Source organism: Acinetobacter kyonggiensis, assembly GCF_900107285.1.
Classification (GTDB): Bacteria; Pseudomonadota; Gammaproteobacteria; order Pseudomonadales; family Moraxellaceae; genus Acinetobacter; species Acinetobacter kyonggiensis.
On the sequence record NZ_FNPK01000026.1, the window covers coordinates 1 to 23,019 of the forward strand.

Consider the following 23,019-nt stretch of genomic DNA (forward strand, 5'->3'; position numbering starts at 1 on the left):
ATGTATTGAAATCAAATGACATCCAAATCAGCATGGATGGTAAAGGTCGATGGGTTGATAATGTGATGGTTGAACGATTATGGCGGAGCGTTAAATATGAAGAGGTGTATCTCAAAGCCTACAGCAATGTTTTGGATGCGAAGAAGCAATTAAACGCATATTTTGAATTTTATAATTTGAAACGACCTCATTCGAGTCTGGACAAAATGACTCCAGATGAGTTTTACTATGACCAGCTACCACAACAAAATAAGGTAGCTTAACTAGAGCAGAGTATCACTTATAAATAAGCTTTTAGTTGTTCAAACATGTGGGACCACCTCTAAGTATCCATCCGTAAGATATACATTAAAATTTTTTCTAAAAAACTGGCAAGTCTCTCTTCCACAAAATGACACGTATTGTGTCGTTTTATCAAAAAAATGACAGAGGTTGTGTCGCTGGTTTTTGTCATTATGTGTCGAAATGCTTTATAAGTTATTGAATTTAAATATATCGGAATGACAAACCTTGTGTCGCGTGACGTTTCCTTATAATAAAAAAGGTCACCTAGCGTTAGGTGACCTTTTTTAACCTCTTAAAAGCTTTAAAAAGTTATCAGATCATAAAAAATTCTATTTTTTCTTTAAAATAATTATGTAGCAGTACAGATTATATTTCTATTCAAGAAGCATTAAAAATAACAAACATAGCTTCAAATTGATTTAGTCAATATTGGGTAAGACAGGATTATAGCGATTGTTGATTTATGCTTATGAAAATTAATTTCCAAGAAAAAACTTACCTCTATCATTAGAATCAAAAAAAAATTCTTCACAGATGCAGAAACCCGCCCATATTTAAATATGGAAAATTCACGCATGACAAATTGAGTCAGCCAAAGTGTTATAAGTGCCATTTATTTAGGGCAGTTAAATAAAATCGGATGACTTTAAAATAAGAAAATATTATTTTTCAAAAGAAAATGGTTCTTAGATTCGCATAATGCTATCCACAACTTTTCATAAAAAACTCATACCAAGAATATTACATCACCTCACTCTTGCATCTTACAACAACAAAAGACAATCTTTGAAAAAATGCTCCATCATGTTACTATCATATTAGTATTTACTATTTTACTTCTACAGAAATCAATCATGACTAAACCAACCAATCTTGAAGTCTGTCCAATCGCGAGAAGCCTTTCAGTCTTGGGCGATGCTTGGAGCATGTTGATATTAAGAGATGCACATGCGGGTTTCACCCGTTTTGATCAGTTTCGTAAAAGTCTCGGCATTGCTCCCACAATGCTAACAAAACGGTTGTCTGTTTTAGTTGATGAAGGTCTGCTTGAAAAAAGACAATACTCTGAACACCCACCACGCGAGGAATATTTGTTAACTCAAGCAGGTAAAGACTTTTTACCTGTTTTATTTGTGATTGGTGCATGGGGACGTAAGCACAAACCTTATGAACATCCTGAGCAAATGGTCACGTTTCTTGATGCAGAGCAAGGCACTGAAATTAAACCAGTTGTGATTGATCAAATGACGGGAGCCCAAATAGGCACCCGACCAATTCGTCAACAAAACAAATAAATAAAACACTCAAGAAGATTGCTTTTTATACTAAGTCTAGCCTGAATGACTCATGATTTTGTTCAAGTCTGTTATGTAGCATAAATGCTCAGCCACTTCGTGAAACTGATTTGATAAATGCCCTCTACACTGCAAAAACCACCTATGAGCAGCAAAGGTGGTTACATGACTTCTAACCTTTTCTGCAAAATCTAAAAAAAGCTTCACGCATTACAGTAGAAGCTTTTTGTGGTGCTTTAGCTACGTCAGGCTGATAAGTACATGTCAATACTTTAACTAACCCAACGCAAATACAACCGCATATGTTTTTCGGTTGTATTGTTTGAATACGTGACTCAAGTTGCACGGGTTGTCGCCTTAGCCAAACGATTTTGGAATCACAGCACCATTCGGCAAAGTTAAAGGCTGATTCAGAAAGTGTGTTTTAATTACAGAGAAAGCCATTGTTTGTCTCACATCGTTAAAGATGGCTTAGCATGGGGCTGAATAAAGTCCACTAAACTTTGAAACCACATCACATCAACAAAATTTCCTGTAATCACAAGATCCTGCGTTCTCAATGCAGTTAAAAATGTATTCACACTATCTTTAGCAGATAACACGGCAAAACCTTTGCTGCCCGTCTTGAAGATAAAGGTAAAACTGGGTGATTTAGTCTGTCCTGCATACGAGTTAATCTTGCCATTTTTAACTTCAAAATAACGCCCTTCGCCACCTGTCGTTTGGATTTGGAATATGACATTTTTATCTTTCACGTATGCGGCACATTTCGGATTGGTTTTCACAGCCCGTTGCAATAACTTAGTCAACATCCAAAGTAAGAGTTTAAATTTCATCATTTTATTTCTCAGCTCAATAATTTATAAACAAAGCACTTTAGGGATTCAAATGAGTTACTCATCCAAAAACTGTATTGCATGTTTCACAAACCGTTCAGGGTATTGAAACTGCGCCCCATGTCCTGCATCGGGATAAATAAACAGCTGTGCATTGGGGATGTTGAGTGCCATGTGATAGGCATTAATCGTCGGAATCATCACATCATCTACACCATTTAGGATAAACGTTGGCTGCTTAATTTCACGTAAATGTGCAAATGGATCTTGTTCATCCAGCTTCGGTAAAAAATGCATATTGGCTTCAATCTGCGCCTGCATCACATCAACTGAGCTTGCTGGGTCTTGATCTTTGCGTTGATGGCGACGTAGCCAAAATTCATGACCTGCTTGGATTGCTGCTTCTGATCGACCAAAAAATAGAAAAAGAAAATCTTCTTCAGCAGGTACAGCACTGGTTGCATGCTTCAAGACCAAAGCAGGTACTTCTGGATCATCAACACGCGGTTTTCCGCCTCTTGGCCCTGTACCCAAGAGCATTAATTTTCTGACCAGCTCAGGATGACGACGGACTAAATCCTGTGCCTGAAATCCTCCGAGTGAGAAGCCTAGTAGATCTACTTGTTTTAAACCGAATGCTTGAATCACCGCAGCAGCATCATCTGCCATAGCTTCAATGCGAGTACGTGGTTGACCTGTAGATGATGCAATGCCACGACCATTCAATAAAATGACTTCGCGCCCTGCCGCCAACCCATCGGTAATTAACGGATCCCAATGATCTAAGCCTCCACGGAAATGTTGCAGAAAAAATAAAGGGGGTTGCTGTGTGTTTTGATTTCCCCAGCGACGATAAGCAAATGTTGCCCCATTAACTTCAATGAACTGCGTTTCGGCTGTTTGATGTGTAATCGTTGTCATCTTGATTATCCTGTGTTCAAGTTTCTAATTCATCTCAAAGTTATTGAGCCAAGAAAGTGAGTGATTGCTTGACGAAATCTTGATGAAACTGAAAAACGCCACCATGACCTGCATCTGGATAAATAATCAGTGTGCTATTCGGCAAACGCTTGGCTAAGTCATAAGTATTTACGGTTGGAACCATGCGGTCATAATCACCATTCGCAACCAAGACAGGCTGTTGAATGATAGATAAATCAGCGGGTGTCTTATTGCCCCACTTCTTCAAAGCTTGCAATTGTGAACGGTATGCTGAAATCGTAATTTCTTTATCGCGATTTTCAGTTCGTTCACTAATACGCTGAACAAATGCTTTCGCAGCAGCTTTGCCATTGTCTGTACGGGTAAAGAACAAATAAACTTTAGGATCTTGACGAGTCACCATACCTCGTACCAAATCCCAATTAGAAATTCGTCCTACTGTGCTGATTCCTGTACCACCTGCGGGACCAGTTCCCGATAAAATCATTTTACGAATCAATTGCGGCTGTTTTAGCACAATCTCCTGTGAAATCATGCCGCCCATTGAAAAGCCGAACAAATCGACTTTTTTGAATCCTTTCGCTTCAATGAAAGTAATTGCATCATCTGCCATTTGCTCAATTGATTTTGCAGCTTCACCTGTAGAAGCTCCCACTCCGCGATTATCAAAAATGACCACATGATGTTTCGCTGCAATGCCATCAATGATTCGTGGATCCCAATTATCTAGCACAGCAGCTAAATGATTTAAGAAAATGACAGGTGTTCCACCATGTTGCTGACCATATTCTCGATATGCGAAGTGAATCCCCTTTGCTGAGATAAATTGGGTCGGGACATTTACCCATTGATATTGTTTTTCTGTCATTACCGTTGCTCCTGAGTTCTGGATCATGCCTGCATTTATATCTGCATAGATTGAACTAGACATAGTTAACATCATGAAGATAAGACTTTTTTTGAGTAAATCACGCATGATTAATGTCCTAAAGTAAGCTGTATGCCTGAACCATTATCCTCAAAATAAGAACCTTAAATGTATTGAATCATTCATATCTTGAGTCGGTTAACACGCTATCGTCAATGGCAACAGCTAGTTACTATCGAATTAATATTTACAGTACAACAATAATTTCAAATAGTCACTATCTTTTTAGTAGTAACTATTTTATTTTTAGACTATGATAAAAAAATCGAGGTGAAATTGATTACTCAATCACCTGCAAACGACAAGTAGGAAACATGATATGACGGCTAAAGTGGTTCTGATTACAGGTGCATCTTCTGGTATAGGTTTCGCTACGGCAGAGCTTTTACATGAAGCAGGATTTATTGTTTATGGTACGAGCCGACGTGCAAACATGGCTTCGAAATATAAATTCCACCTGATTGAATTAGATCTAGATCAAGAGGACTCAGTCTCTCAGGCCGTTAAAAAAGTGATAGAAAATGAGGGTCGAATCGATGTTTTAATTAATAATGCTGGCTTTGCACTTGCTCCAGCAGGCGCTGAAGAAAGTTCAATGCAGCAAGCGCAGGCTATTTTTGAAACCAATTTTTTCGGTGCCGTTAGAATGACCCGTGCAGTGATTCCTTTTATGCGGCAGCAGCGTTCAGGGCTCATCTTAAATATTAGTTCAATTCTCGGGCTTTTACCCATGCCTTTTGGCGCACTTTATTCCGCATCAAAACATGCACTTGAGGGTTATTCTGAGTCTTTAGACCATGAATTAAGATCGCAAGGCATTCGCGTATCGCTCATTGAACCCGCGTATACCAATACATCTTTAGGGGTGAACTTACTTGAAGCAGATGCCAAAGTTGCGGCTTACCAGCAAATTCGTGAAAAGTTGCAGCAGCAGATGATGAAGTCAATCAATAAATCAGATGATCCGCGTGTGGTTGCCAATACCATTTTAGCGGTCATAAATAGTCAACACATTTTGCCGCGCTATACCACAGGCAAGATAGCCAAGCGTTTGAAGAATTTACGACGATTTGCACCTGTGAAGATCTTTGACAAATTAATTCAGCGCAGTTTGAAAGTTTAATCCAGATCACAACCTGTAAAACATTAAAACAAAATCCGACAAAAATAGAGGTCTCAAATGAAAGCAGCCTACATTAAACACTATGGCAATATTAATGATGTACAACTAGATGAACAATCCAAACCATCTATTACAGAAAATGCTGTCCTTGTTAAAGTCCATGCCGCAAGTATTAACCCACTCGATTTAAGAGTTTTAGAGGGTGAATTCAAAGCAATTCTGCCCGTTAAATTCCCTTTTATTTTAGGCAATGATTTTGCAGGTACAGTTGCTCAAGTTGGTTCAAATGTTACTCAGTTCAAAGTCGGTGATGAAGTGTATGCTAAGACAGATCTAAATGGTGCTTTTGCCGAATATACTGTCATCCAGCAATCCTCTCTTGCGCTGAAACCTCAAAATATTTCTATGGAACTCGCAGCTTCTTTACCGCTGGTATCGTTGACAGCATGGCAAGCACTGGTCGAAATTGCAAAAGTTCAAGCAGGACAAAAAGTACTGATTCATGCAGGTTCAGGCGGTGTTGGATCAATTGCTATTCAGCTTGCCAAACATTTAGGCGCAACTGTCGCAACCACCACAAGCAGTAAAAATACGCATTGGGTCAAAGCATTAGGTGCAGACATTATTATTGACTATAAAACTACAGATTTTGAGCAAGAACTTAAAGATTATGACGTGGTTCTAGATACGCAAGGTGGAAAAATTTTAGAGAAATCACTGAATGTTCTTAAACGTGGTGGTCGTATGATCAGTATTTCAGGGCCACCTGACCGAAATTTTACTGAGACAATCAAAGCCAACGGATTACTTAAACGGATTATTCCCCTTTTAAGTTGGTCAATTCGGCATAAAGCAAAAAAACGTGGCATTACTTATTCATTTCTGTTTATGCAGCCCAATGGTCAACAGCTATCGCAAATTTCTCAGCTGGTTGAAGCTGGGAAAATAAATCCAATAGTCGATAAAATTTATGATTTTTCACAAATAAAAGAAGCACTCCAATACGTCAATACAGGGCGAGCTAAAGGTAAAGTCATTTTAAAAATTACAGAATAATATTGGAGATGAATCAATGAACTATCAATTGTTTGGTCAAACGGGTTTACATGTTTCACAAGTTGCATTGGGTACAGGAAACTTCGGTACAGGCTGGGGTTATGGCACTTCACCTGAAGAGGCGAAATTAATACTGGATGCATATCTAAATGCAGGTGGCAATTTCATTGACACAGCCGATGTTTATCAATTTGGTCAATCTGAGCAAATTTTGGGTGACTTATTACAAGGCATTCGTGATCAAGTCATATTAGCTACAAAATTTTCCAATAGTGCTGTACCCGATGCAAATCAACTGCATAAAGGCAATAGTCGAAAAGCCATGTTTTATTCTGTCGAGCAAAGTTTGCGTCGATTAAAAACGGATTATATTGATCTTTACTGGGTACACCACCCCGATCATGTTACACCCAGCGAAGAAATTTTAAGAGGTTTAGAGGATTTGGCACGTGCGGGAAAAATTCTCTATGCAGGACTGTCAAATTTTCCAGCATGGCGAGTATCTCGTGCTGCGACACTCGCTGAACTTAAAAATACGGTGCCTATTGCCGCAGCACAATTCCAGCATAGTTTGCTCTATAGGGAGCCTGAAACAGATTTAATTCCAGCATCTCAAGCACTGGGGCTTGGGATGGTGACATGGTCACCTTTAGGTGGCGGAATGCTCACAGGTAAATATCGCAAGGGTGAAAAAGGACGTAAAGAGGGTTTTGGCGGTAAAGTTTTTCAGCCAGAAAACTCCATCCAGCGCACAGCAATTTTAGATACCGTGCTTACAATCGCGAGTGAACTGAATGTCTCAGCCGATCAGGTGGCAATTGCTTGGGCGGGTACACATGGAACCATTCCGATGATCGGGCCAAAATCTTTACAGCAACTAGAAAGCAATTTACATGCAATCGATGTTGTATTGTCACCAGACCAAATTCAGTTATTAGATTCCATCAGTCAAATTTCAGCTTCAGATCAAAACCAAATAGCTATGCTACACAGGGATGCTAAACACCGAATTATTATCGCCTAAATAACGACTTACTCAATTTTTTAAGCAAAAAACTCAAATTTCAGCACTATACAATGAGGATATTGAACATGGAAATAATAGATGTTATTGCACAATGGGAAGAAACTGAGCGGGAAATTCGTCTGCGTTTAGGAACTCCTGATGCTGTACATTTATCTGAATTAGCCAAGCGTTCAGGACTGGACATTTTTGATGCTATTTTTTCTGGTGAACTGCCTTCACCGCCAATTGGAGAAACGCTCAACTATATTCCTGTACATATGGAATATGGGATTGCTGTTTTTCAGGGTCGGCCTCAGCGCAAACATTACAATCCATTAGGAACGGTGCATGGGGGCTGGTTTTGTACTCTACTTGATTCTGCTGTTGCGTGCGCCATTCATACCACACTCCCTGCTGGAAAGGCTTATACAACCCTCGAACTCAAAGTGAATATGGTACGAGCACTGACAGTTGCAACGCCTCTCGTTCGTGCAGAAGGCAAAATTGTCCATGTCGGCCGTCAAACAGCAACGGCTGAAGGACGAATCGTAGGGCCTGATGGAAAATTATATGCACATGCGACCACCACATGTCTTATTTTTGATGTTCCAACACAGGTGTAAAAAGCTATCTTAATGATTTTTTAAATAACTTATTTTTATTTAACAACCATGATCAGATCGAGGTGCAACATGACAGATAAAAATCTTTTCAGTCCTTATAAATTAGGCAACATTGAACTCGCCAACCGTATTGTAATGGCTCCGCTGACACGTAACCGCGCAGGAAAAGGACTTATCCCCAGTGAATTCGCTGCTAATTATTATGCTCAGCGTGCGACCGCAGGACTTATTATTGCTGAAGCAACACAAATTTCACCACAAGCTCAAGGGTATCAAGATACACCAGGGCTATACACGTCTGAACAAATTGATGCTTGGCGAAAAGTAACAGATGCCGTACATGCCAAAGGCGGAAAAATCTTTGTTCAATTATGGCATGTGGGACGAATTTCCCATGTTGATTTGCAACCAAATGGGGCTAGCCCTGTTGCACCCTCCGCGATTCGAGCAGACACAAAGACTTTTGTAAATAATACATTTACTGAAGTGTCCGAACCAAGAGCATTGGAATTACATGAAATTCCAGCCATTGTGTCAGATTTTCGCCAAGCGGCAGCTAATGCTATTATTGCTGGATTTGACGGTGTTGAAATCCATGCTGCAAATGGATATTTACTGGAACAATTTATAAAAGATGGTGCCAACCAACGCACCGATCTATATGGTGGCTCTATTGAAAATCGAGCTCGTTTATTACTTGAAGTTGTTGAAGCTGTAGCCAACGAAATTGGTTCTGAATGCACGGGTATACGCATCTCGCCTGTATCTCCAGCCAATGGCATAAGCTGTAGCGACCCTCAACCGCAGTACAATTATATTACTGAACAGCTCAACAAGTTGGGCATCGTCTATTTGCATGTTATTGAAGGTGCTACAGGTGGCCCTCGTGATATTGCACCCTTCGATTATTCTGCTATCCGCAGCCGTTTTGAACAGACGTATTTGGCCAATAATGGCTACGATTTAGAACTTGCAAATGCTCATCTACAATCTGATGAAGCTGACCTTTTTGCTTTTGGCAAACCATTCATCAGCAACCCTGATTTGGTCGAGCGTTTAAAACAGGGATTACCATTGACTGAATTAAACCCAGCAACCTTGTATGGTGGCGGTGCGGAAGGTTATACCGACTATCCAAGTTATCAAGCTCAATCAAAATAAACTGTTGCTTAAACTTAGCTGAATGTGTGCAATAACATTCAGCTATAACAACGCTTTAATCAACCAAGTGGAAATCGAAAAAGCCATTTTTTATGTCATTTTTGCAGTTTTCAATTAATACAAGCCACTGATTTATAGAAATAAAAAATTAAAATTCATACGTTGTTTTCGAAATTTTGCACCATGCGATATTTTTTAATTTAAAGATAAAAATATTATAAAAAACAATAGAAATACAGCAACTTAAGAACAAATATTTTGTTTAAATTATAAGCTGTTCTGCTATTATAAAGTTGAATAACAACACTAAATTTATAACTTAATAAACATAAAATCATAGAGGTTAAAATGAAAGGAAATATTTTAGATTTTTCAATTCATACCAACACAGGCATTATCAGTGGTGATGATCAAAACCGCTACAATTTTACGGGTGCAGAATGGCGTGGACAACGCCCACCCGCTCGTGGTGATCGTGTGGATTTTGATGTCGACAATACTGGTAACGCGATTCAAATTTTTACAGCACTCGGTCACAGCAACCCTGTACAGAATCTATCTAGTCAATTAGACAAAATTTCTGATCAAAATAAAGCTGAAGAACAATTCAACATGCTTGATTGGTTTGTGAAATGTTTAAAAAATTATGTCACTTTTGATGGACGTGCGCGTCGTAAAGAATTTTGGTTCTTTATGTTAGTGTCCATTATTTTAGGCATCATCGTACAAATCATTGATGCAATACTTGGTACAGACAAAATTCTGAATGGGGTCTTAAATCTAGCATTATTCTTACCAAGCTTAGCTGTCGGGGCACGTCGTCTACATGACGTTGGTCGCTCTGGCTGGTGGCAATTATTGGTGTTGACTATTATTGGTATTATTCCACTCATTATTTGGTGGGCATCCAATACCAAACCAGAAAGTAATCAATGGGGACAACCTGCAAAATAGGCATTGTTCAATGCATCAAAATAGAGGGCTTTCAAAACCCTCTATTTTAAATAGACTAGCCATATTTACGTGCAAAATCTTCATCTGAAGTACATAAATAAATAATGAATTCAATAAAAGCAACCAATGCAGGAATAAAAGTCCAGCAGAAAAGTAAATAAGCAATACCCCAGCCAATTTGACCTAAATAAAATTTATGTACACCAAAACTACCTAAAAAGAATGCCAAAATTGCGGCAACAATTCGATTTTTTGAACCCACTTGCCCCGAAAATGCTGACGGATGGCTAAGAACATAAACATTCAGTGCCTGCCCTGATGGATCTATTTCAAAATCAACAATCTGACCACGGCTCGGAACGGTTTGCCCTCGCCACTCTGCACCTGTAAAGGAATAACGTCTCTGGTCATCGCCACTAATAAAACCCGCATTATTCTGAACAGAATAATCTAATATTTGCCCTTTCATTTTTAACCTAATTATTTTTTATCAATGACTTATTTATTTTATCTGCTACGGTATTTTTTATATATGATTTTTTTAAACAAACAAGGCGCATTCAGCGCCTTTTAAAATTCCAAAAATAGCGAGAAAACCAGTATAAAAATCGTCTATGAAAGTGTCTTAGTTCGAATATTTAATCAAACACGTCATTTAACAATCCTCTATAACTATCGCAATTCAATTTGATTCATCTGTTCTAAACTTTGTACCGCAGCAGAAAAATCCAACTGACTCGCCTGTTTTTTTTCAATACGCGCAAACTGTTGCTGAATGAGATGCATACTGGGCAGCTGCAAAGCTGTCTGCTGAATCAAATCAATGGCAATAGCAATATCTTTTTGTAACAAATCCAGTGCAAAGGTTTTATCAAAACTACGATTCAGTACCCGCTGCGCCATAATATTTTCAGAGATGCTACTCTTACCACTGGAATGATTAATACAATTCAAAGCAGCACTTAAATCGACACCTTTAGATTTCAGCACAGTCAGTCCTTCCGCCAAAGCCCATAAATGTGTTGCCATTAAAGTATTATTAATAGCTTTTACCGCAAAGCCCGATCCACTTTCTCCGACATATTCAATTAAAGTTGAAAATGCTGAAATAATGGGTTTGGCTTGTGCAAAAGCATGAGCATCGCCACCAATCATCACCGTTAACGTGCCACGTTCAGCACCGATGGTTTGCCCTGAAACGGGTGCATCTAGATATTCAACACCAATTTTCTTAAGGCTTTGACTGATTTTTTTTGCTGCCTCAGGTACACCACTGGTGCAGTCAATCCAGATGCTGCCTTGTTTTGGCAGATGCGCAGCAATCAACTGTTCAACATCAGCACTGGTGGGTAAACAGCTAAAAATAAAATCTGCCTGTAATGCTTTCTGCAATGACACCGCTTGCGTTTCGAAGCAAATGGCGTGGTAATCTGCCTTTGCCTGCGTTCTGTTCCACACCCAAACCTCATGTCCAAGTTTAGGAAGATGGGAGGCCATATGCCAGCCCATTGCACCAAGTCCGATAAATGAAATTGTATGACTCAAAATAAGCTCCTAATGATGCACCACAGGTGTTACCGAATTTTCGGCATTTTCACTCACCGAACGGGTCGCCTCTTCACCCCGATTTAAAAATAGATTCAGTACAATAGCCGCCAAAGTTGCCGTACCAATTCCGCCTAAATCAAATGCACCGATATGTAGGCTAAAGTTACCTGCACCCATAATCAGGCTGACCGCAGCAATAATTAAAGTACTGTTTTTGGTAAAATCAATTTGATTGTCTACCCAAATTTTCGCACCTGCCACCGTAATTAAACCAAACACCACAATTGATGCACCACCCAATAAAGCCACGGGAATGGTGCTAATCACTGCACCAAATTTTGGTGATAAGCCCAATAAAATGGCAAATAAACCCGCCACCACAAAGATCGTGGTTGAATAAACTTTGGTGACTGCCATCACCCCAATATTTTCAGCATAGGTGGTCATACCTGTACCACCTACCGATGCCGACATGGTGGTACAAATACCATCGGCAAAAAATGCACGTCCCATATAAGGCGATAAATCTTTACCCGTCATCGCAGAAACCGCTTTAAAGTGCCCCAAATTTTCTGCCACCAAAATAATCGCTACAGGTGCAATCAATAACATGGCATTGGCATTAAAAACTGGACTATGGAAGGTTGGCAGACCAAACCAAGCGGCATTTGAGATGAAAGAGAAATCAATAGGTTTGCCAAAACCCATCACATTGGCCAGTAAGAAATAGACAAAATAGGCACTACATAAACCCACCAGCAATAACAAACGACGCAGCATGCCGCGCGTAAAAACTGCCACAACACTGATACATAAAATCGTGACCACAGCCATCCAAGTATCAAAACTATTTGCCGAAACACTTTTAATGGTAATTGGTGCTAAATTCAGACCAATAATCATCACAATGGCACCCGTCACAAGTGGTGGCATGAGTTTCTCAATCCAACCTGTTCCCGTTTTCATAACAATTAAACCTATAGCCGCATAAACCAAACCGCAGGCCATGGTTCCCCCCAATGCAAGCCCAATATTCGGATTTGACCCCACACCGGCATAGCCCGTTGCTGCGGCAATGGCACCAATAAAGGCAAAACTTGAGCCCAAATAACTGGGCATTCGACCACCCGTCATGAGGAAAAATAAAATCGTGCCTATTCCCGTAATAAAGATGGTGAGGTTTGGATCAAACCCCATCAACAAAGGTGCGAGTACCGTTGCACCAAACATTGCAAAAGCATGTTGCAAACCTAAAACAATACTTTTACCCGCAGGTAAATACTCATCCACCTGTACAGGTGTTACATCTAAGTCGCCTTGATAAGGCTTAAATTTCGGAAACCACGGTTCTTTAGCTTGCATGGGTTTCCCCTCCCTCAAATTAGGAATTTTGGATTAGTACATCGGTTGTGGCTCGCAATAGGTGCGGTTGAAGTACATCAGTGCATTCTGACCTTCATTTTTTTTCATTGCTTTAACCTGACAGATCAGTACATCGTGACTCCCCACAGACATGCTTTGCACCACTTCACAGTCAAAAGAAACCAAAGCATCATCTAAAACAGGTGCCCGTGTGCTTAAGGTTGACCATGTTCCACGCAAGAATCGTTCTGACATGGGGGTTTTTCCACCAAAAATATTTGATAACTCAATTTGATGTGCTGCCAAGGTATTTACACAAAGGACTTTATTGGTTTTAAAGGTTTCAAATACCGATGCAGAACGATTTAAACATACCAATAACGTTGGAGGTGAATCCGTCACACTACACACAGCGGAAGCGGTAAAACCAGCTTGTCCTGCCTCGCCATGCGTCGTAATCACATTCACTGCTGCACCCAAATTAGACATCCCTTGTCGAAAAGCAGCCTGATCAACTTCTATCTGCTTTTCATCCGCAGTAATTTGAAAACTTTGAGCCTGTTGCGCTACAGCATGACTCGACTGAACTGACATTATTTTGCTGTTCATAGCGATCTCCTCACTGAAATTCAGTGCTTAATATCTCATCTGAATTTCAGTGCTCTCCTTTATTAATACCAAAGCTAAATAAGCTTGCTGTTAAAAACGGTGACAACTTAGACATGCGCAACTGACGCAATTTCAACCAAAGCATCTGGTTTGACCAATCCAGTTTGTACGCAATAGCGTGCAGGTTTATCTCCCGGAAAATATTCTGCATAGACCGTATTGATCGCAGCATAATCGGACCAATCTTTAACAAAAACATGATTAAAGGTCACGTCATCCATGCTACCGCCTGCGGTTGCAATCACTTTTTTAATGGTTTCTAAAATATGTCGGGTCTGTGCCGCAGCGTCACCCACATGTACGACATTGTTATTTTCATCAAAGGCTAAAGTGCCAGAAACATAAACAATATTGTCAGCTTGTGTCGCTGGAACATAAGGCGCGAGTGGCTTTCCTGTTCCCGCTGGAAGAATGATCTTTTTAGGCATAGGTTGATTTCCTGATAATTTGATTCAACAAGTGACTTAAGCGCTTTGGTCGAAATATTGTTTTTTAAATTGAAATGTTTTCACAAATTGCTGTGTATCCGACACCCAGCCAAAGAATGTTTTAATGTTATACAGGCTGGCTTGCTGTGCTTCTGCTGGCCCAGCCTGATAACATGCGTCACTCAGTGCTATGCCAAAATATTCAAGAAAAAAACCATCTCTTAACGTCGATTCCACACACACATTGGTCGCAATACCGACAAAAACCAAGTTACGAATACCCCGACTGCGCAACATGCTATCCAGTGCGGTATTAAAGAAACCGCTATAACGTGGTTTTTCAATCACAATGTCTTGTGCTAAAGGTTGTAACTCATCAATCAATTCAAAGTCCCAGCCTCCTTTTGCCAGCAATTTTCCTTGCAGCTCAGGTTGCTTACGCATGGTTTTTAAGGCATTGGATTTATGAAAATTCGGTGAATTTACACCACCTGCCTCGACATACTGCTCATCCCAGCCATTTTTGAAATAAATCACCTGAATGCCCGCTGCATGTGCAGCAGCAACCGCTTTTTTAATGTTGTCTACTACAGGCTGAGTGGTCGAGACATCAAAACCAGCTAAATCTAAATAGCCACCTTTTGAGGTATAGGCATTTTGCATATCAATCACGATTAACGCTGTTTGTTCAGCTGCAAGTTGAATCGCTTCTGGTTCTGCTTTTAAAATTTTTCCAGTGCCTGCGGCTTGGGTAAATCCTGCACAAACCACATTTTCAAATGACACATTGCTCTTCATGCTGATTTCTCCAAAACAGGAATTTGAGTCGCTTCACCCTCAACCACAATATGTTCACGACATTTCATCAGCGGTTGAATTTTCTGACCAAAGTCCTCCACACCCTGAATAAAATCATCAAAGGTTAAAAGAATGCCTTCCGTTCCTTTAATTTCACCAATTTCATCCAGCATTTTCGCAACATTTGCATAAGAACCGACAATGGTGCCCATATTAATATTCACTGGAGATACACTCGAAGCCATCTGACGAATATTGGTATCTGCCCCCGATTTAGTGTCTTTACCGCCCTGATTTAATAACCAGTTAATCGCTTCTACATCGGCCCCATCGTTATAGTTTTGCCATTTCGCAAAAGCTTCGTCATCCGTTTCAGCAGCAATTAGCATAAATAAAACATAGGTCGAAACATCGCGTCCTGTTTTATCGGTTTGCGCTTTTAAACGGTCATTAATATCGGCATAGGCTGTGGGTGTATTTAAGCCTTTACCAAAAACAAAATTGTAATCGGCATATTTAGCCGAGAACGCCAAACCGGTATCGGACTGTCCTGCACAAATGATTTTCATCTCTGCTTGTGGACGAGGACTAACCCGACAATCATCCATTTGGAAATGTTCGCCTTTAAAATCTGATTGTCCTGTCGCCCACAGCTCACGTAAAATTTCCACATATTCCGACAAATAATCATAGCGCTTCGCGAAATATTCATCCCCTGGCCACATGCCCATTTGTTTATATTCAGGTGCTTGCCAGCCTGTAACCACATTTAAACCAAAACGCCCATTTGAAATGGAATCAATGGTCGATGCCATACGTGCCACAATTGCAGGTGGCATGACCAGTGTTGCAGCAGTGGCATAAATTTGAATTTTGCTTGTCACTGCTGCCAGCCCAGCCATTAAAGTAAAGGTTTCAAGGTTATGATCCCAGAATTCTGTTTTGCCGCCAAAGCCACGTAGCTTGATCATCGATAGTGCAAAATCGAATCCGTAATGTTCCGCACGTTGTACGATCTGTTTGTTCATTTCAAAGCTAGGCTGATATTGTGGTGCATTTTCAGACAACAACCAGCCATTATTTCCAATTGGACAGAAGACACCGATTTTCATTTTTAAGTACCTCTTTTTACCATTTGTTTTAAAATACCCTTTAGGTATTTCACTTGATTATTTATATCAAGTATTTAGCAAATGGCGTGCCAAATATATTTTATTAATATTAATCAAATATTTATAATTTATTTATTTTATCAAACAGTAAAATAACCCATTATTCAGATGCACCGTTATAGTTGCAATGGCTCCAAAAAAATGCACAATTTAAAAAACAGTCACTATTTTTTTATAAAGCCTAAATATCTTTAAGCCTATAAATAAAAAAACCGTGATCTTAAAATCACGGTTTAATCAAACACTCTAAAAAACCAGCTTATTCAAACATTTAAAAATACAGATGCGCGCTGTAGATTCATTGATGAAAAACTATGAAGCCGTCATTTGCATAAAATGGGGCTGAAAAAATTGAAGTATCGTTTTATTCAATAGCTCTGCTCTGGTCACTGTTGAAGCATGTGCGCCTGTTTCAAGAACAGTCAGTTGTCCATGTCCAAACTGTTGCTGTAAATCACTAGATTTTTGTACAGGCACTAAAAAGTCATCCTGATTTGCAATGAAATGCAGTTGACTATGCTGCAATGCCTGTATGTGCTGTTCATTGATCCTAAATTTTTGTGCGGCATCAATACGCTTAAGCACATTTTGAGTTGGTGGAAAATCTTCCAGTTGAATATTTTCTAGCGTATTTAAATGTTCATAATTTTTTGAAATCCATGCAGGTGGATACAAAAATAAGCCTTGTGCTCTAACATAAGCCTCTGAACCTGCCGACTTTAATAAATGAATTCGAGCTTCAAAGCATTTGCTTGTATGCGGATCTAACTCATTCCATGCATTAATACAGGTTAAACTTAAGCATGTAGTTTCAGATGACCTGAGCAAGACAGCCAGTTCTGCACCAATAAACCCACCAATCGCATGTCCAATAAAATGAAAATGCTGAATTTTTTCTTGCGCCAGAATTTGCACCAATTGCTTGGCTAAATCAGTCATTGAATATTGTTTTGGTAAAGCCATGGAGTCGGCATGGCAACCTTCTTGGTCATAACTTAAAACATGAAAATGCTGGGTAAGTGCTGCAATCTGAGGCTGCCAAAAACTGGCATGACCGCCTAAACCTGAAGCTAAAATCAGAAAATCAGCATTTAAGTTTTTTGTACAATAATTAATTTGATAAGTCATTTTTACCATTCATTAAAATAAATTTAATGGATCAACAGCAAAATTTGTGCCTAAAAATGAGTGCATGACCATTGATGTTATACACATAGCCTGCTCTATGGATAATCATGCGCAACTTATCATGTTCAGAAGAATAGAGTTCATTGGGTAGAATAAAGCTGGCTTAAAAGAACTTATCTATTATTTTCATCAGAGATAAAAATAGATAAACCAAATTAAATATAAAAAATTAAACATCAAAATGCGGCAAGATGACCTCAAAATCTACCCAAAAACCGGTTGGATTAGAGTCTATTCCAGCCATGCACAGCTCAATTTCAAACTTTAATATGACCTAATTTATTGGCAATTTCTTATATAAATGGTTCTAGTAATATGATTAAAGCCATTTATTGCTGCGTTTTGGTGCTGCATTCTTTTAGCAACAGTCTAATTACAACATCAAAAAGATCCTGCATATTTTTTCGTATGCCACAATTGCGATTTATCCTGCTGAATAAATCGTCTGCCATTTTTTTAAATTTTTATGCAAAAGTTAGCTCTGGTGAATCAAACCGAACAGTAGCTAATCAAATTTGCGTAACGACCGTTTTCATTTTCCATTAAAAAAGCCACCTAAAAGGTGGCTTTCATTTTCAGCTAGGCTGAAACAACAATTAACCTAGTTTCTTAGAAACATAGTCAATTGCAGATTGAACAGTTGTGATTTCGTTAGAATCTTCATCAGGGATAGTGATGTCAAAATCATTTTCGAAAGACATAACAAGCTCAACTAAGTCTAAAGAGTCAGCACCTAAGTCATCCATAAAAGATGCTTCGTTTTTAATCTCTTCAGCTTTAAGACCAAGTTGTTCTGCAACCGCTTGTTTGATACGTAGTTCGATATCGCTCACAGGAATTCTCCTCATTGCTTGTGGCGTTTTTAATGCCGTTAGTTTAATTGAATATCTGATTTTTGGAAAGTTTATACTTGAGCTTAGCTCATGTATAGACCACCGTTCACATGTAAAACAGTACCAGTGATATAACTTGCTTTCTCGCTAGCTAAAAAGCTCACTGCATTTGCGATATCTTGTGGATCACCTAAACGGTTTAATGCCACTTGATCACTCATTTTCTTACGAATTTCTTCACTTAATTGCTCAGTCATTTCTGTTGCAATGAAACCAGGGGCAACAGCATTCACCGTAATTTGGCGACTACCCATTTCTTTTGCAAGACTACGACCGAACGCTTCTATGCCTGCCTTAGCGGCAGAATAGTTGGCTTGTCCCGGGTTTGCAAAGTGTGCAACCACAGAACTAATATTAATAATGCGTCCAAAACGTGCTTTGGTCATGCCTTTTAAAACACGCTTAGATAGACGATAAACGGCTTTCAAATGAATATTGAGAATATCATCCCAATCATCTTCAGACATGCGTAATAACAAATTATCTTTGGTAATTCCTGCATTATTTACCAGTGCAAGAACTGGACCATATTTTTGTTCAATATCTGTAACCAAGGCATCAATGGCTGTCGCATCACGTACATCCAGTACTTTACCTGCACCATTTTCAGCAAAACTTGCAGATAATTTTTCTGCGCCTGCTTCAGATGTTGCCGTACCCACGACAAAATAACCGTCTAAAATTAATTGCTGAGCAATGGCTGCACCAATTCCTCTGCTCGCACCTGTTACCAATGCGACTTTGCGTTGTTGTGTCATGCGATTTTCCCTTCAGCCACTAAAATGGCATTTAATGCATCCTCCAAACGACTGTTACTGTCGAGTGGGAAGGCTTTTTCAATATTTGGTAAACGCTTCGCAAGATTGGCAAGCACATTTCCTGGACCACACTCAACCACATATTGCACACCTTGATCTTGAAGGTACTGCATCGTCTTGGTCCATTGCACAGATTGGTACAATTGAGCGGTTAATGCCTGACGTAATTGCGTCACGTCTGTCGCAATTTCTGCGTTGACATTTTGTATTACAGGAAGGCTAGGTAGCTCAATGGCAGTTTGTTCCAAAGCTTCTGCAAACTTTTCAGCAGCAGGTTTCATCAGTGAACAATGCGACGGCACTGAAACAGGAAGCGCAATCGCTTTACCCCCTTTTTCTTTTGCCGTTGTCATGACGGCTTCCACTAAAGTTTTATCGCCAGCAATCACAACCTGACCTTGCGCATTATAATTGGCTGCTTCTACTGAGCCACGACCTTGCATATTGGCTTGTTCACACAATTCAAGCACTTGAGCATCGTCTAAACCCAAAATTGCGGCCATTGCACCCTGCCCTTGAGGGACAGCATCTTGCATGAGTTTACCGCGCAAATTGACCAGTTTAACTGCATCACCAAGGCTCATTGCCCCAGCCGCAACCAATGCACTGTATTCACCAAGTGAATGACCTGCAAGATATTTTGGCGCAACACCACCTAATTCCAACCACACGCGCCATAAGGCGATACTTGTAGTCAGCAATACAGGCTGTGTAAATTCTGTTTGGTTTAACCCTTCGCCACTTTGTGCAATATGCCATAAATCAAAACCAATGGCTTCTGACGCTTCAGCAAAAGTATCCGTTATCCCACTAAACTGTTCAGCAAGTTCAGCTAACATGCCAACTTTTTGTGAACCCTGACCAGGAAAAACAAATGCAGTTTTTGTTGCTTGAGCTGCTTGCTCGAGTCGTTTAGACGACATATAAAAATCCTTTCATGAACCTAAGCTCGTTTATGCTGCGAAATTTAGCACTTAATTTTTGTTTTGGTAATTGCCAAATACAACAAAAAACAGCAACAAAAAAAGGGAGCTTTCGCTCCCATTTTTTCCACTAAGCTTTAAGCCTAATGCTTCGTTAATTATTCAGCAGATGCTTTAGCGAATAATTGACGACCACGGTAGATACCATCTTTAGATACATGGTGACGACGGTGAGTCTCGCCAGTAGCTTGGTCTACAGTTAATGCATTCTCGGTTAAAGCGTCATGTGAACGGCGCATGTCACGGCGAGAGCGACTTTTACGGTTTTGCTGAACGGCCATGATGGCTCCTTACAAAGATCGAAAAATGGATCAGAACAAATTCAGTTGTCTTATACTTGACAGTATAACACAAAAAATTAGTTAAGTTTACCCTTCAAACCTGCCAAAATATCAAACGGATTGTCCCGTTTTTCTTCGACAATGTCATCATTGGCGGGTTGATGCTTATGCTCACAAACATTATGTTTAGGAGACAAAGGCATCAACAATAACAATTCATCTTCTATTAGTGCGAGTAAATTAGCCGACGCAGGTGCATCAATGCTACCTTTTGTCGTTGCTTCACTTTCACCTAAAACGATGAAATCAGCATCCTCATCCAAGCGCTCTATCAGTGATTCATCATCCACAAGCGCTAAATGAAAATCTGAAACGAGAGTAAGCTCAACAGTATTCAGACAACGCTGACATTCCATTGGAACTTTCGTTTCAACATGACCATTTAACCATACGATACGATGATACGCATCCATTGATAGCTTACAGTCTATGTTAATCAATTGATGTTCAATTGATCCAACAGCTTCACGGGAAATTCGAACAAAGCGAGACAATGGCAGGTTACCTGACCATGCATAACCTTGTTCAGCCCATTTAAACGGCTCAATCTGTGCCGGAAAGGTATTTGCTGACATAATTAAGGCGGCAATTCTACAAATTCATGGGTACTCTGTCAAAGATTAAGATACAATTTTGTACTTATTTAGACAGATCATTTGGGTAATACAAGTCATGCATCAGTTGCAGCCGCAACCTGAAGTCACAACTTCATTACAGTTCGACACGCATTCAACTTCGGTTTTTACTGAAAATTCAGTCCCTGCGCAACGTTTACAGTGGGTGAATTTACAGACAGAAGTTCAACAGGTCGATTGGCTTATCTTACACTTTAATCATTGGTTTTCCCACCTAAATGTGACGCTTGTACGTGGAGATTTTGAACCAGAATATTTCCCTGCAACTGAAACCGAAGCTGCGCGGATTCAATTTGCCCATGGTTTTTTTAATAGTGCATTGCATGAAATCAGCCATTGGAGCATTGCAGGCGAGCAAAGACGCTTATTGCCAGACCTCGGATATTGGTATGCACCCGATGGTCGAACCGCTGAACAACAGGCTTTATTTGAACAGGTTGAAATTAAACCACAAGCAATTGAATGGTTATTTTCAAAGGCATTTGGACGTAAATTTCGGGTGTCTTTAGATAATTTAACTGGCGATGGCGGCAATGGTGCAACATTTAAAGATCATGTTTATGCGCAAGTACAACAATATTTTACTGGTGAAGCTAAACTGCCACGCGATGCAGCACACTTTATTGACTGCATCTGTACCTATACGCGAAGTGGCAAAACATTACAAAGTGATGAGTTTCAACGAGAAATGTTAGACTAAATTACATAAACCCATCAAAGCTTGATTGCAAGACTTTGTAAATTCAACAGATAATGTCTAGAAATAAGTTGGGGGAGAATAAATATGCTGCATTTAAGAGTACATCCTGATAATCCTCAACCACGTTTGATCAGCCAAGCGGTAGAACGTATTCGTGCTGGCGATGTCGTGGTTTACCCCACCGATGCGGCTTATGCCATTGGTTGCCAAATTGGTAACAAAAGTGCCATGGAGCGTATTTCTCAAATTCGTGGTCTAGGTCAAAAACACCAGTATGCGATTCTTTGTGCTGATTTATCCGATATTGCCACCTATGCAAAAGTGGACAATGCAATGTATCGCTTACTGAAAAATAACACTCCTGCTGTCACGACCTTTATTTTACCTGCGACCAGTGAAGTTCCACGCCGCTTAATGCACCCTAAAAAGAAAACCATTGGTCTGCGTATTCCAAGCAACCCAATTTGCCAGATGTTATTAAAAGAACTCGGTGAACCGCTTTTAACCAGTACACTCATCCTTCCCAATCATGAAGACCCTTTAGATGATCCTTATGATATTGAAATGGCATTGAGTAACCGTATTGATGTATTTATTGATGGGGGTTTAGGTATTTTAAACACCACCAGTATTATTGATTTATCTGGTGATCATCCCGAAGTGATTCGTCGTGGTGTTGGTGATGTAAGCGCTTTTGAATAAGACCATATAATTACTGTACCGATGCTGCTGACTCGCTAGGAGAACTCATTACTGCTGGAGCAGCGCTCGGCACAAAAGTCTCTTCTTTAGTTTCTGCAATAACTTCGCCTTGTTTTGCTACACGTAGTTTATCAAAATTTGGACATTCGGAGATTCTTTGCTGAAAAGAAAATATTTCTTTGCCAAACTTGTCTTTAACAATTAAATAAAAGGTCACTTTATCCTGTTCAAAAACCTTCAACATCGCCAATCGTGGTTTAACCTCCATTGCTGTCAATCCATTCAATTGACCACACCAAGCCTGTTGGAATGTATCTTTATTTAATAATTCAGGGATTGCCACAATATCAACCAAAAAATTTTGATAAATACGGATGTTGGGATATTGATTTAAAAGTTCAACGTGAAGGCCTTGAGGTTGCTTTGACGAAATTTCTTTTTTTGTATCATCTGCCCAAGTTGTTTTTAAATACTCCCTTGCTACTTTTTCATATTTGTATGATTGATATTTGGGATAAATCACCTGCCAAAATATCATCAATATTCCAATAGCAATAATAATATTCTTCATCA

27 protein-coding genes are annotated in these 23,019 nt (G+C 39.6%); 10 read left to right on the forward strand and 17 right to left on the reverse strand.

All coding sequences use genetic code 11. From position 1 onward, the window contains the following. Together BLV99_RS15095 and BLV99_RS15100 are read left to right on the forward strand one after the other, a co-directional pair. On the forward strand, nucleotides 1-263 hold a 263-nt coding region (locus BLV99_RS15095), incomplete at its 5' end, for an integrase core domain-containing protein (RefSeq protein WP_005401423.1). A gap of 876 nt (nucleotides 264-1,139) precedes the next feature. Next, nucleotides 1,140-1,580 carry a winged helix-turn-helix transcriptional regulator gene (locus BLV99_RS15100; RefSeq protein WP_086185069.1) on the forward strand — a complete coding sequence of 147 codons (441 nt, stop codon included), beginning with the start codon at nucleotides 1,140-1,142 and terminating at the stop codon, nucleotides 1,578-1,580. A 452-nt stretch (nucleotides 1,581-2,032) separates the two neighbouring features. On the opposite strand, the gene BLV99_RS15105 is transcribed toward BLV99_RS15100, so the two are convergent. The 3 genes from BLV99_RS15105 to BLV99_RS15115 are packed head-to-tail and all read right to left on the reverse strand — an operon-like array spanning nucleotide 2,033 to nucleotide 4,253. Continuing rightward, on the reverse strand, nucleotides 2,033-2,419 hold the full coding sequence (locus BLV99_RS15105) for a helicase (protein WP_086185068.1): 387 nt from the start codon (nucleotides 2,417-2,419) through the stop codon (nucleotides 2,033-2,035). A gap of 54 nt (nucleotides 2,420-2,473) precedes the next feature. Then, nucleotides 2,474-3,337 (reverse strand): alpha/beta fold hydrolase, encoded by an 864-nt coding sequence (locus tag BLV99_RS15110; protein WP_092692207.1) that lies wholly within the window; start codon nucleotides 3,335-3,337, stop codon nucleotides 2,474-2,476. A gap of 40 nt (nucleotides 3,338-3,377) precedes the next feature. Further along, on the reverse strand, nucleotides 3,378-4,253 hold the full coding sequence (locus BLV99_RS15115) for an alpha/beta fold hydrolase (RefSeq protein ID WP_244516339.1): 876 nt from the start codon (nucleotides 4,251-4,253) through the stop codon (nucleotides 3,378-3,380). Between the two features lie 352 nt (nucleotides 4,254-4,605). Between BLV99_RS15115 and BLV99_RS15120 the strand changes: the two genes are divergently transcribed. From BLV99_RS15120 to BLV99_RS15145, 6 genes are all read left to right on the forward strand, one after another. Continuing rightward, nucleotides 4,606-5,409: an oxidoreductase gene (locus tag BLV99_RS15120; RefSeq protein WP_092692214.1), complete on the forward strand. Its 804-nt coding sequence runs from the start codon at nucleotides 4,606-4,608 to the stop codon at nucleotides 5,407-5,409. 57 nt (nucleotides 5,410-5,466) lie between these two features. Beyond that, entirely contained in the window at nucleotides 5,467-6,465 is a 999-nt protein-coding gene (locus BLV99_RS15125; protein ID WP_092692217.1) for an NADP-dependent oxidoreductase, read from the forward strand. Nucleotides 6,466-6,481: 16 nt separating this feature from the next. Continuing rightward, complete coding sequence (locus tag BLV99_RS15130) at nucleotides 6,482-7,489, forward strand: aldo/keto reductase (protein ID WP_092692220.1); 1,008 nt, start codon at nucleotides 6,482-6,484, stop codon at nucleotides 7,487-7,489. A gap of 68 nt (nucleotides 7,490-7,557) precedes the next feature. Continuing rightward, entirely contained in the window at nucleotides 7,558-8,094 is a 537-nt protein-coding gene (locus BLV99_RS15135) for a PaaI family thioesterase (protein ID WP_092692222.1), read from the forward strand. A 69-nt stretch (nucleotides 8,095-8,163) separates the two neighbouring features. Further along, nucleotides 8,164-9,255, forward strand: coding sequence for an alkene reductase (locus BLV99_RS15140; protein WP_092692225.1), 1,092 nt, complete (start codon nucleotides 8,164-8,166; stop codon nucleotides 9,253-9,255). Between the two features lie 348 nt (nucleotides 9,256-9,603). Beyond that, complete coding sequence (locus BLV99_RS15145) at nucleotides 9,604-10,209, forward strand: DUF805 domain-containing protein (protein ID WP_092692227.1); 606 nt, start codon at nucleotides 9,604-9,606, stop codon at nucleotides 10,207-10,209. Between the two features lie 55 nt (nucleotides 10,210-10,264). On the opposite strand, the gene BLV99_RS15150 is transcribed toward BLV99_RS15145, so the two are convergent. The 13 genes from BLV99_RS15150 to BLV99_RS15210 all read right to left on the reverse strand — a co-directional run bounded on the left by BLV99_RS15150 (nucleotide 10,265) and on the right by BLV99_RS15210 (nucleotide 20,984). Beyond that, nucleotides 10,265-10,678: a TM2 domain-containing protein gene (locus BLV99_RS15150; protein ID WP_092692230.1), complete on the reverse strand. Its 414-nt coding sequence runs from the start codon at nucleotides 10,676-10,678 to the stop codon at nucleotides 10,265-10,267. 203 nt (nucleotides 10,679-10,881) lie between these two features. After that, nucleotides 10,882-11,754 carry an NAD(P)-dependent oxidoreductase gene (locus tag BLV99_RS15155; protein WP_092692233.1) on the reverse strand — a complete coding sequence of 291 codons (873 nt, stop codon included), beginning with the start codon at nucleotides 11,752-11,754 and terminating at the stop codon, nucleotides 10,882-10,884. Nucleotides 11,755-11,763: 9 nt separating this feature from the next. Beyond that, nucleotides 11,764-13,119, reverse strand: coding sequence for a pyrimidine utilization transport protein G (gene rutG / locus BLV99_RS15160; protein WP_092692235.1), 1,356 nt, complete (start codon nucleotides 13,117-13,119; stop codon nucleotides 11,764-11,766). Between the two features lie 33 nt (nucleotides 13,120-13,152). Beyond that, nucleotides 13,153-13,728 carry an NADH-dependent FMN reductase RutF gene (gene rutF, locus BLV99_RS15165; RefSeq protein ID WP_092692238.1) on the reverse strand — a complete coding sequence of 192 codons (576 nt, stop codon included), beginning with the start codon at nucleotides 13,726-13,728 and terminating at the stop codon, nucleotides 13,153-13,155. Nucleotides 13,729-13,835: 107 nt separating this feature from the next. Continuing rightward, the gene (gene rutC / locus BLV99_RS15170; RefSeq protein WP_092692241.1) at nucleotides 13,836-14,216 is read right to left on the reverse strand and encodes a pyrimidine utilization protein C; all 381 of its coding nucleotides are present in this window, start codon (nucleotides 14,214-14,216) and stop codon (nucleotides 13,836-13,838) included. Nucleotides 14,217-14,252: 36 nt separating this feature from the next. After that, the gene (gene rutB / locus BLV99_RS15175) at nucleotides 14,253-15,014 is read right to left on the reverse strand and encodes a pyrimidine utilization protein B (RefSeq protein WP_092692244.1); all 762 of its coding nucleotides are present in this window, start codon (nucleotides 15,012-15,014) and stop codon (nucleotides 14,253-14,255) included. Further along, complete coding sequence (rutA, locus tag BLV99_RS15180; protein ID WP_092692247.1) at nucleotides 15,011-16,126, reverse strand: pyrimidine utilization protein A; 1,116 nt, start codon at nucleotides 16,124-16,126, stop codon at nucleotides 15,011-15,013. The genes rutB and rutA overlap by 4 nt, the downstream gene beginning before the upstream one ends. 372 nt (nucleotides 16,127-16,498) lie before the next feature. Continuing rightward, nucleotides 16,499-17,314: a pyrimidine utilization protein D gene (gene rutD / locus BLV99_RS15185; RefSeq protein WP_092692250.1), complete on the reverse strand. Its 816-nt coding sequence runs from the start codon at nucleotides 17,312-17,314 to the stop codon at nucleotides 16,499-16,501. Between the two features lie 656 nt (nucleotides 17,315-17,970). After that, the gene (gene acpP / locus BLV99_RS15190) at nucleotides 17,971-18,207 is read right to left on the reverse strand and encodes an acyl carrier protein (protein ID WP_004651013.1); all 237 of its coding nucleotides are present in this window, start codon (nucleotides 18,205-18,207) and stop codon (nucleotides 17,971-17,973) included. A gap of 83 nt (nucleotides 18,208-18,290) precedes the next feature. Next, nucleotides 18,291-19,025, reverse strand: a complete 735-nt coding sequence (gene fabG, locus BLV99_RS15195; RefSeq protein WP_086185053.1) for a 3-oxoacyl-ACP reductase FabG — start codon at nucleotides 19,023-19,025, stop codon at nucleotides 18,291-18,293. Continuing rightward, nucleotides 19,022-20,008: an ACP S-malonyltransferase gene (fabD, locus tag BLV99_RS15200; protein WP_092692252.1), complete on the reverse strand. Its 987-nt coding sequence runs from the start codon at nucleotides 20,006-20,008 to the stop codon at nucleotides 19,022-19,024. The genes fabG and fabD overlap by 4 nt, the downstream gene beginning before the upstream one ends. A gap of 158 nt (nucleotides 20,009-20,166) precedes the next feature. Then, nucleotides 20,167-20,349, reverse strand: a complete 183-nt coding sequence (gene rpmF / locus BLV99_RS15205) for a 50S ribosomal protein L32 (protein WP_004279227.1) — start codon at nucleotides 20,347-20,349, stop codon at nucleotides 20,167-20,169. Nucleotides 20,350-20,426: 77 nt separating this feature from the next. Then, nucleotides 20,427-20,984 carry a YceD family protein gene (locus BLV99_RS15210; protein WP_092692255.1) on the reverse strand — a complete coding sequence of 186 codons (558 nt, stop codon included), beginning with the start codon at nucleotides 20,982-20,984 and terminating at the stop codon, nucleotides 20,427-20,429. A 97-nt stretch (nucleotides 20,985-21,081) separates the two neighbouring features. Here BLV99_RS15210 and BLV99_RS15215 point away from each other — a divergent pair, with 97 nt between their 5' ends. Both BLV99_RS15215 and BLV99_RS15220 read left to right on the forward strand, forming a co-directional pair. Further along, complete coding sequence (locus BLV99_RS15215) at nucleotides 21,082-21,744, forward strand: elongation factor P hydroxylase (RefSeq protein WP_086185050.1); 663 nt, start codon at nucleotides 21,082-21,084, stop codon at nucleotides 21,742-21,744. An 84-nt stretch (nucleotides 21,745-21,828) separates the two neighbouring features. Beyond that, nucleotides 21,829-22,446, forward strand: coding sequence for an L-threonylcarbamoyladenylate synthase (locus tag BLV99_RS15220; protein WP_092692257.1), 618 nt, complete (start codon nucleotides 21,829-21,831; stop codon nucleotides 22,444-22,446). A gap of 10 nt (nucleotides 22,447-22,456) precedes the next feature. Here BLV99_RS15220 and BLV99_RS15225 read toward each other — a convergent pair whose 3' ends face one another. Then, nucleotides 22,457-23,017: a hypothetical protein gene (locus BLV99_RS15225; RefSeq protein ID WP_092692260.1), complete on the reverse strand. Its 561-nt coding sequence runs from the start codon at nucleotides 23,015-23,017 to the stop codon at nucleotides 22,457-22,459. Nucleotides 23,018-23,019 lie beyond the last annotated feature (2 nt).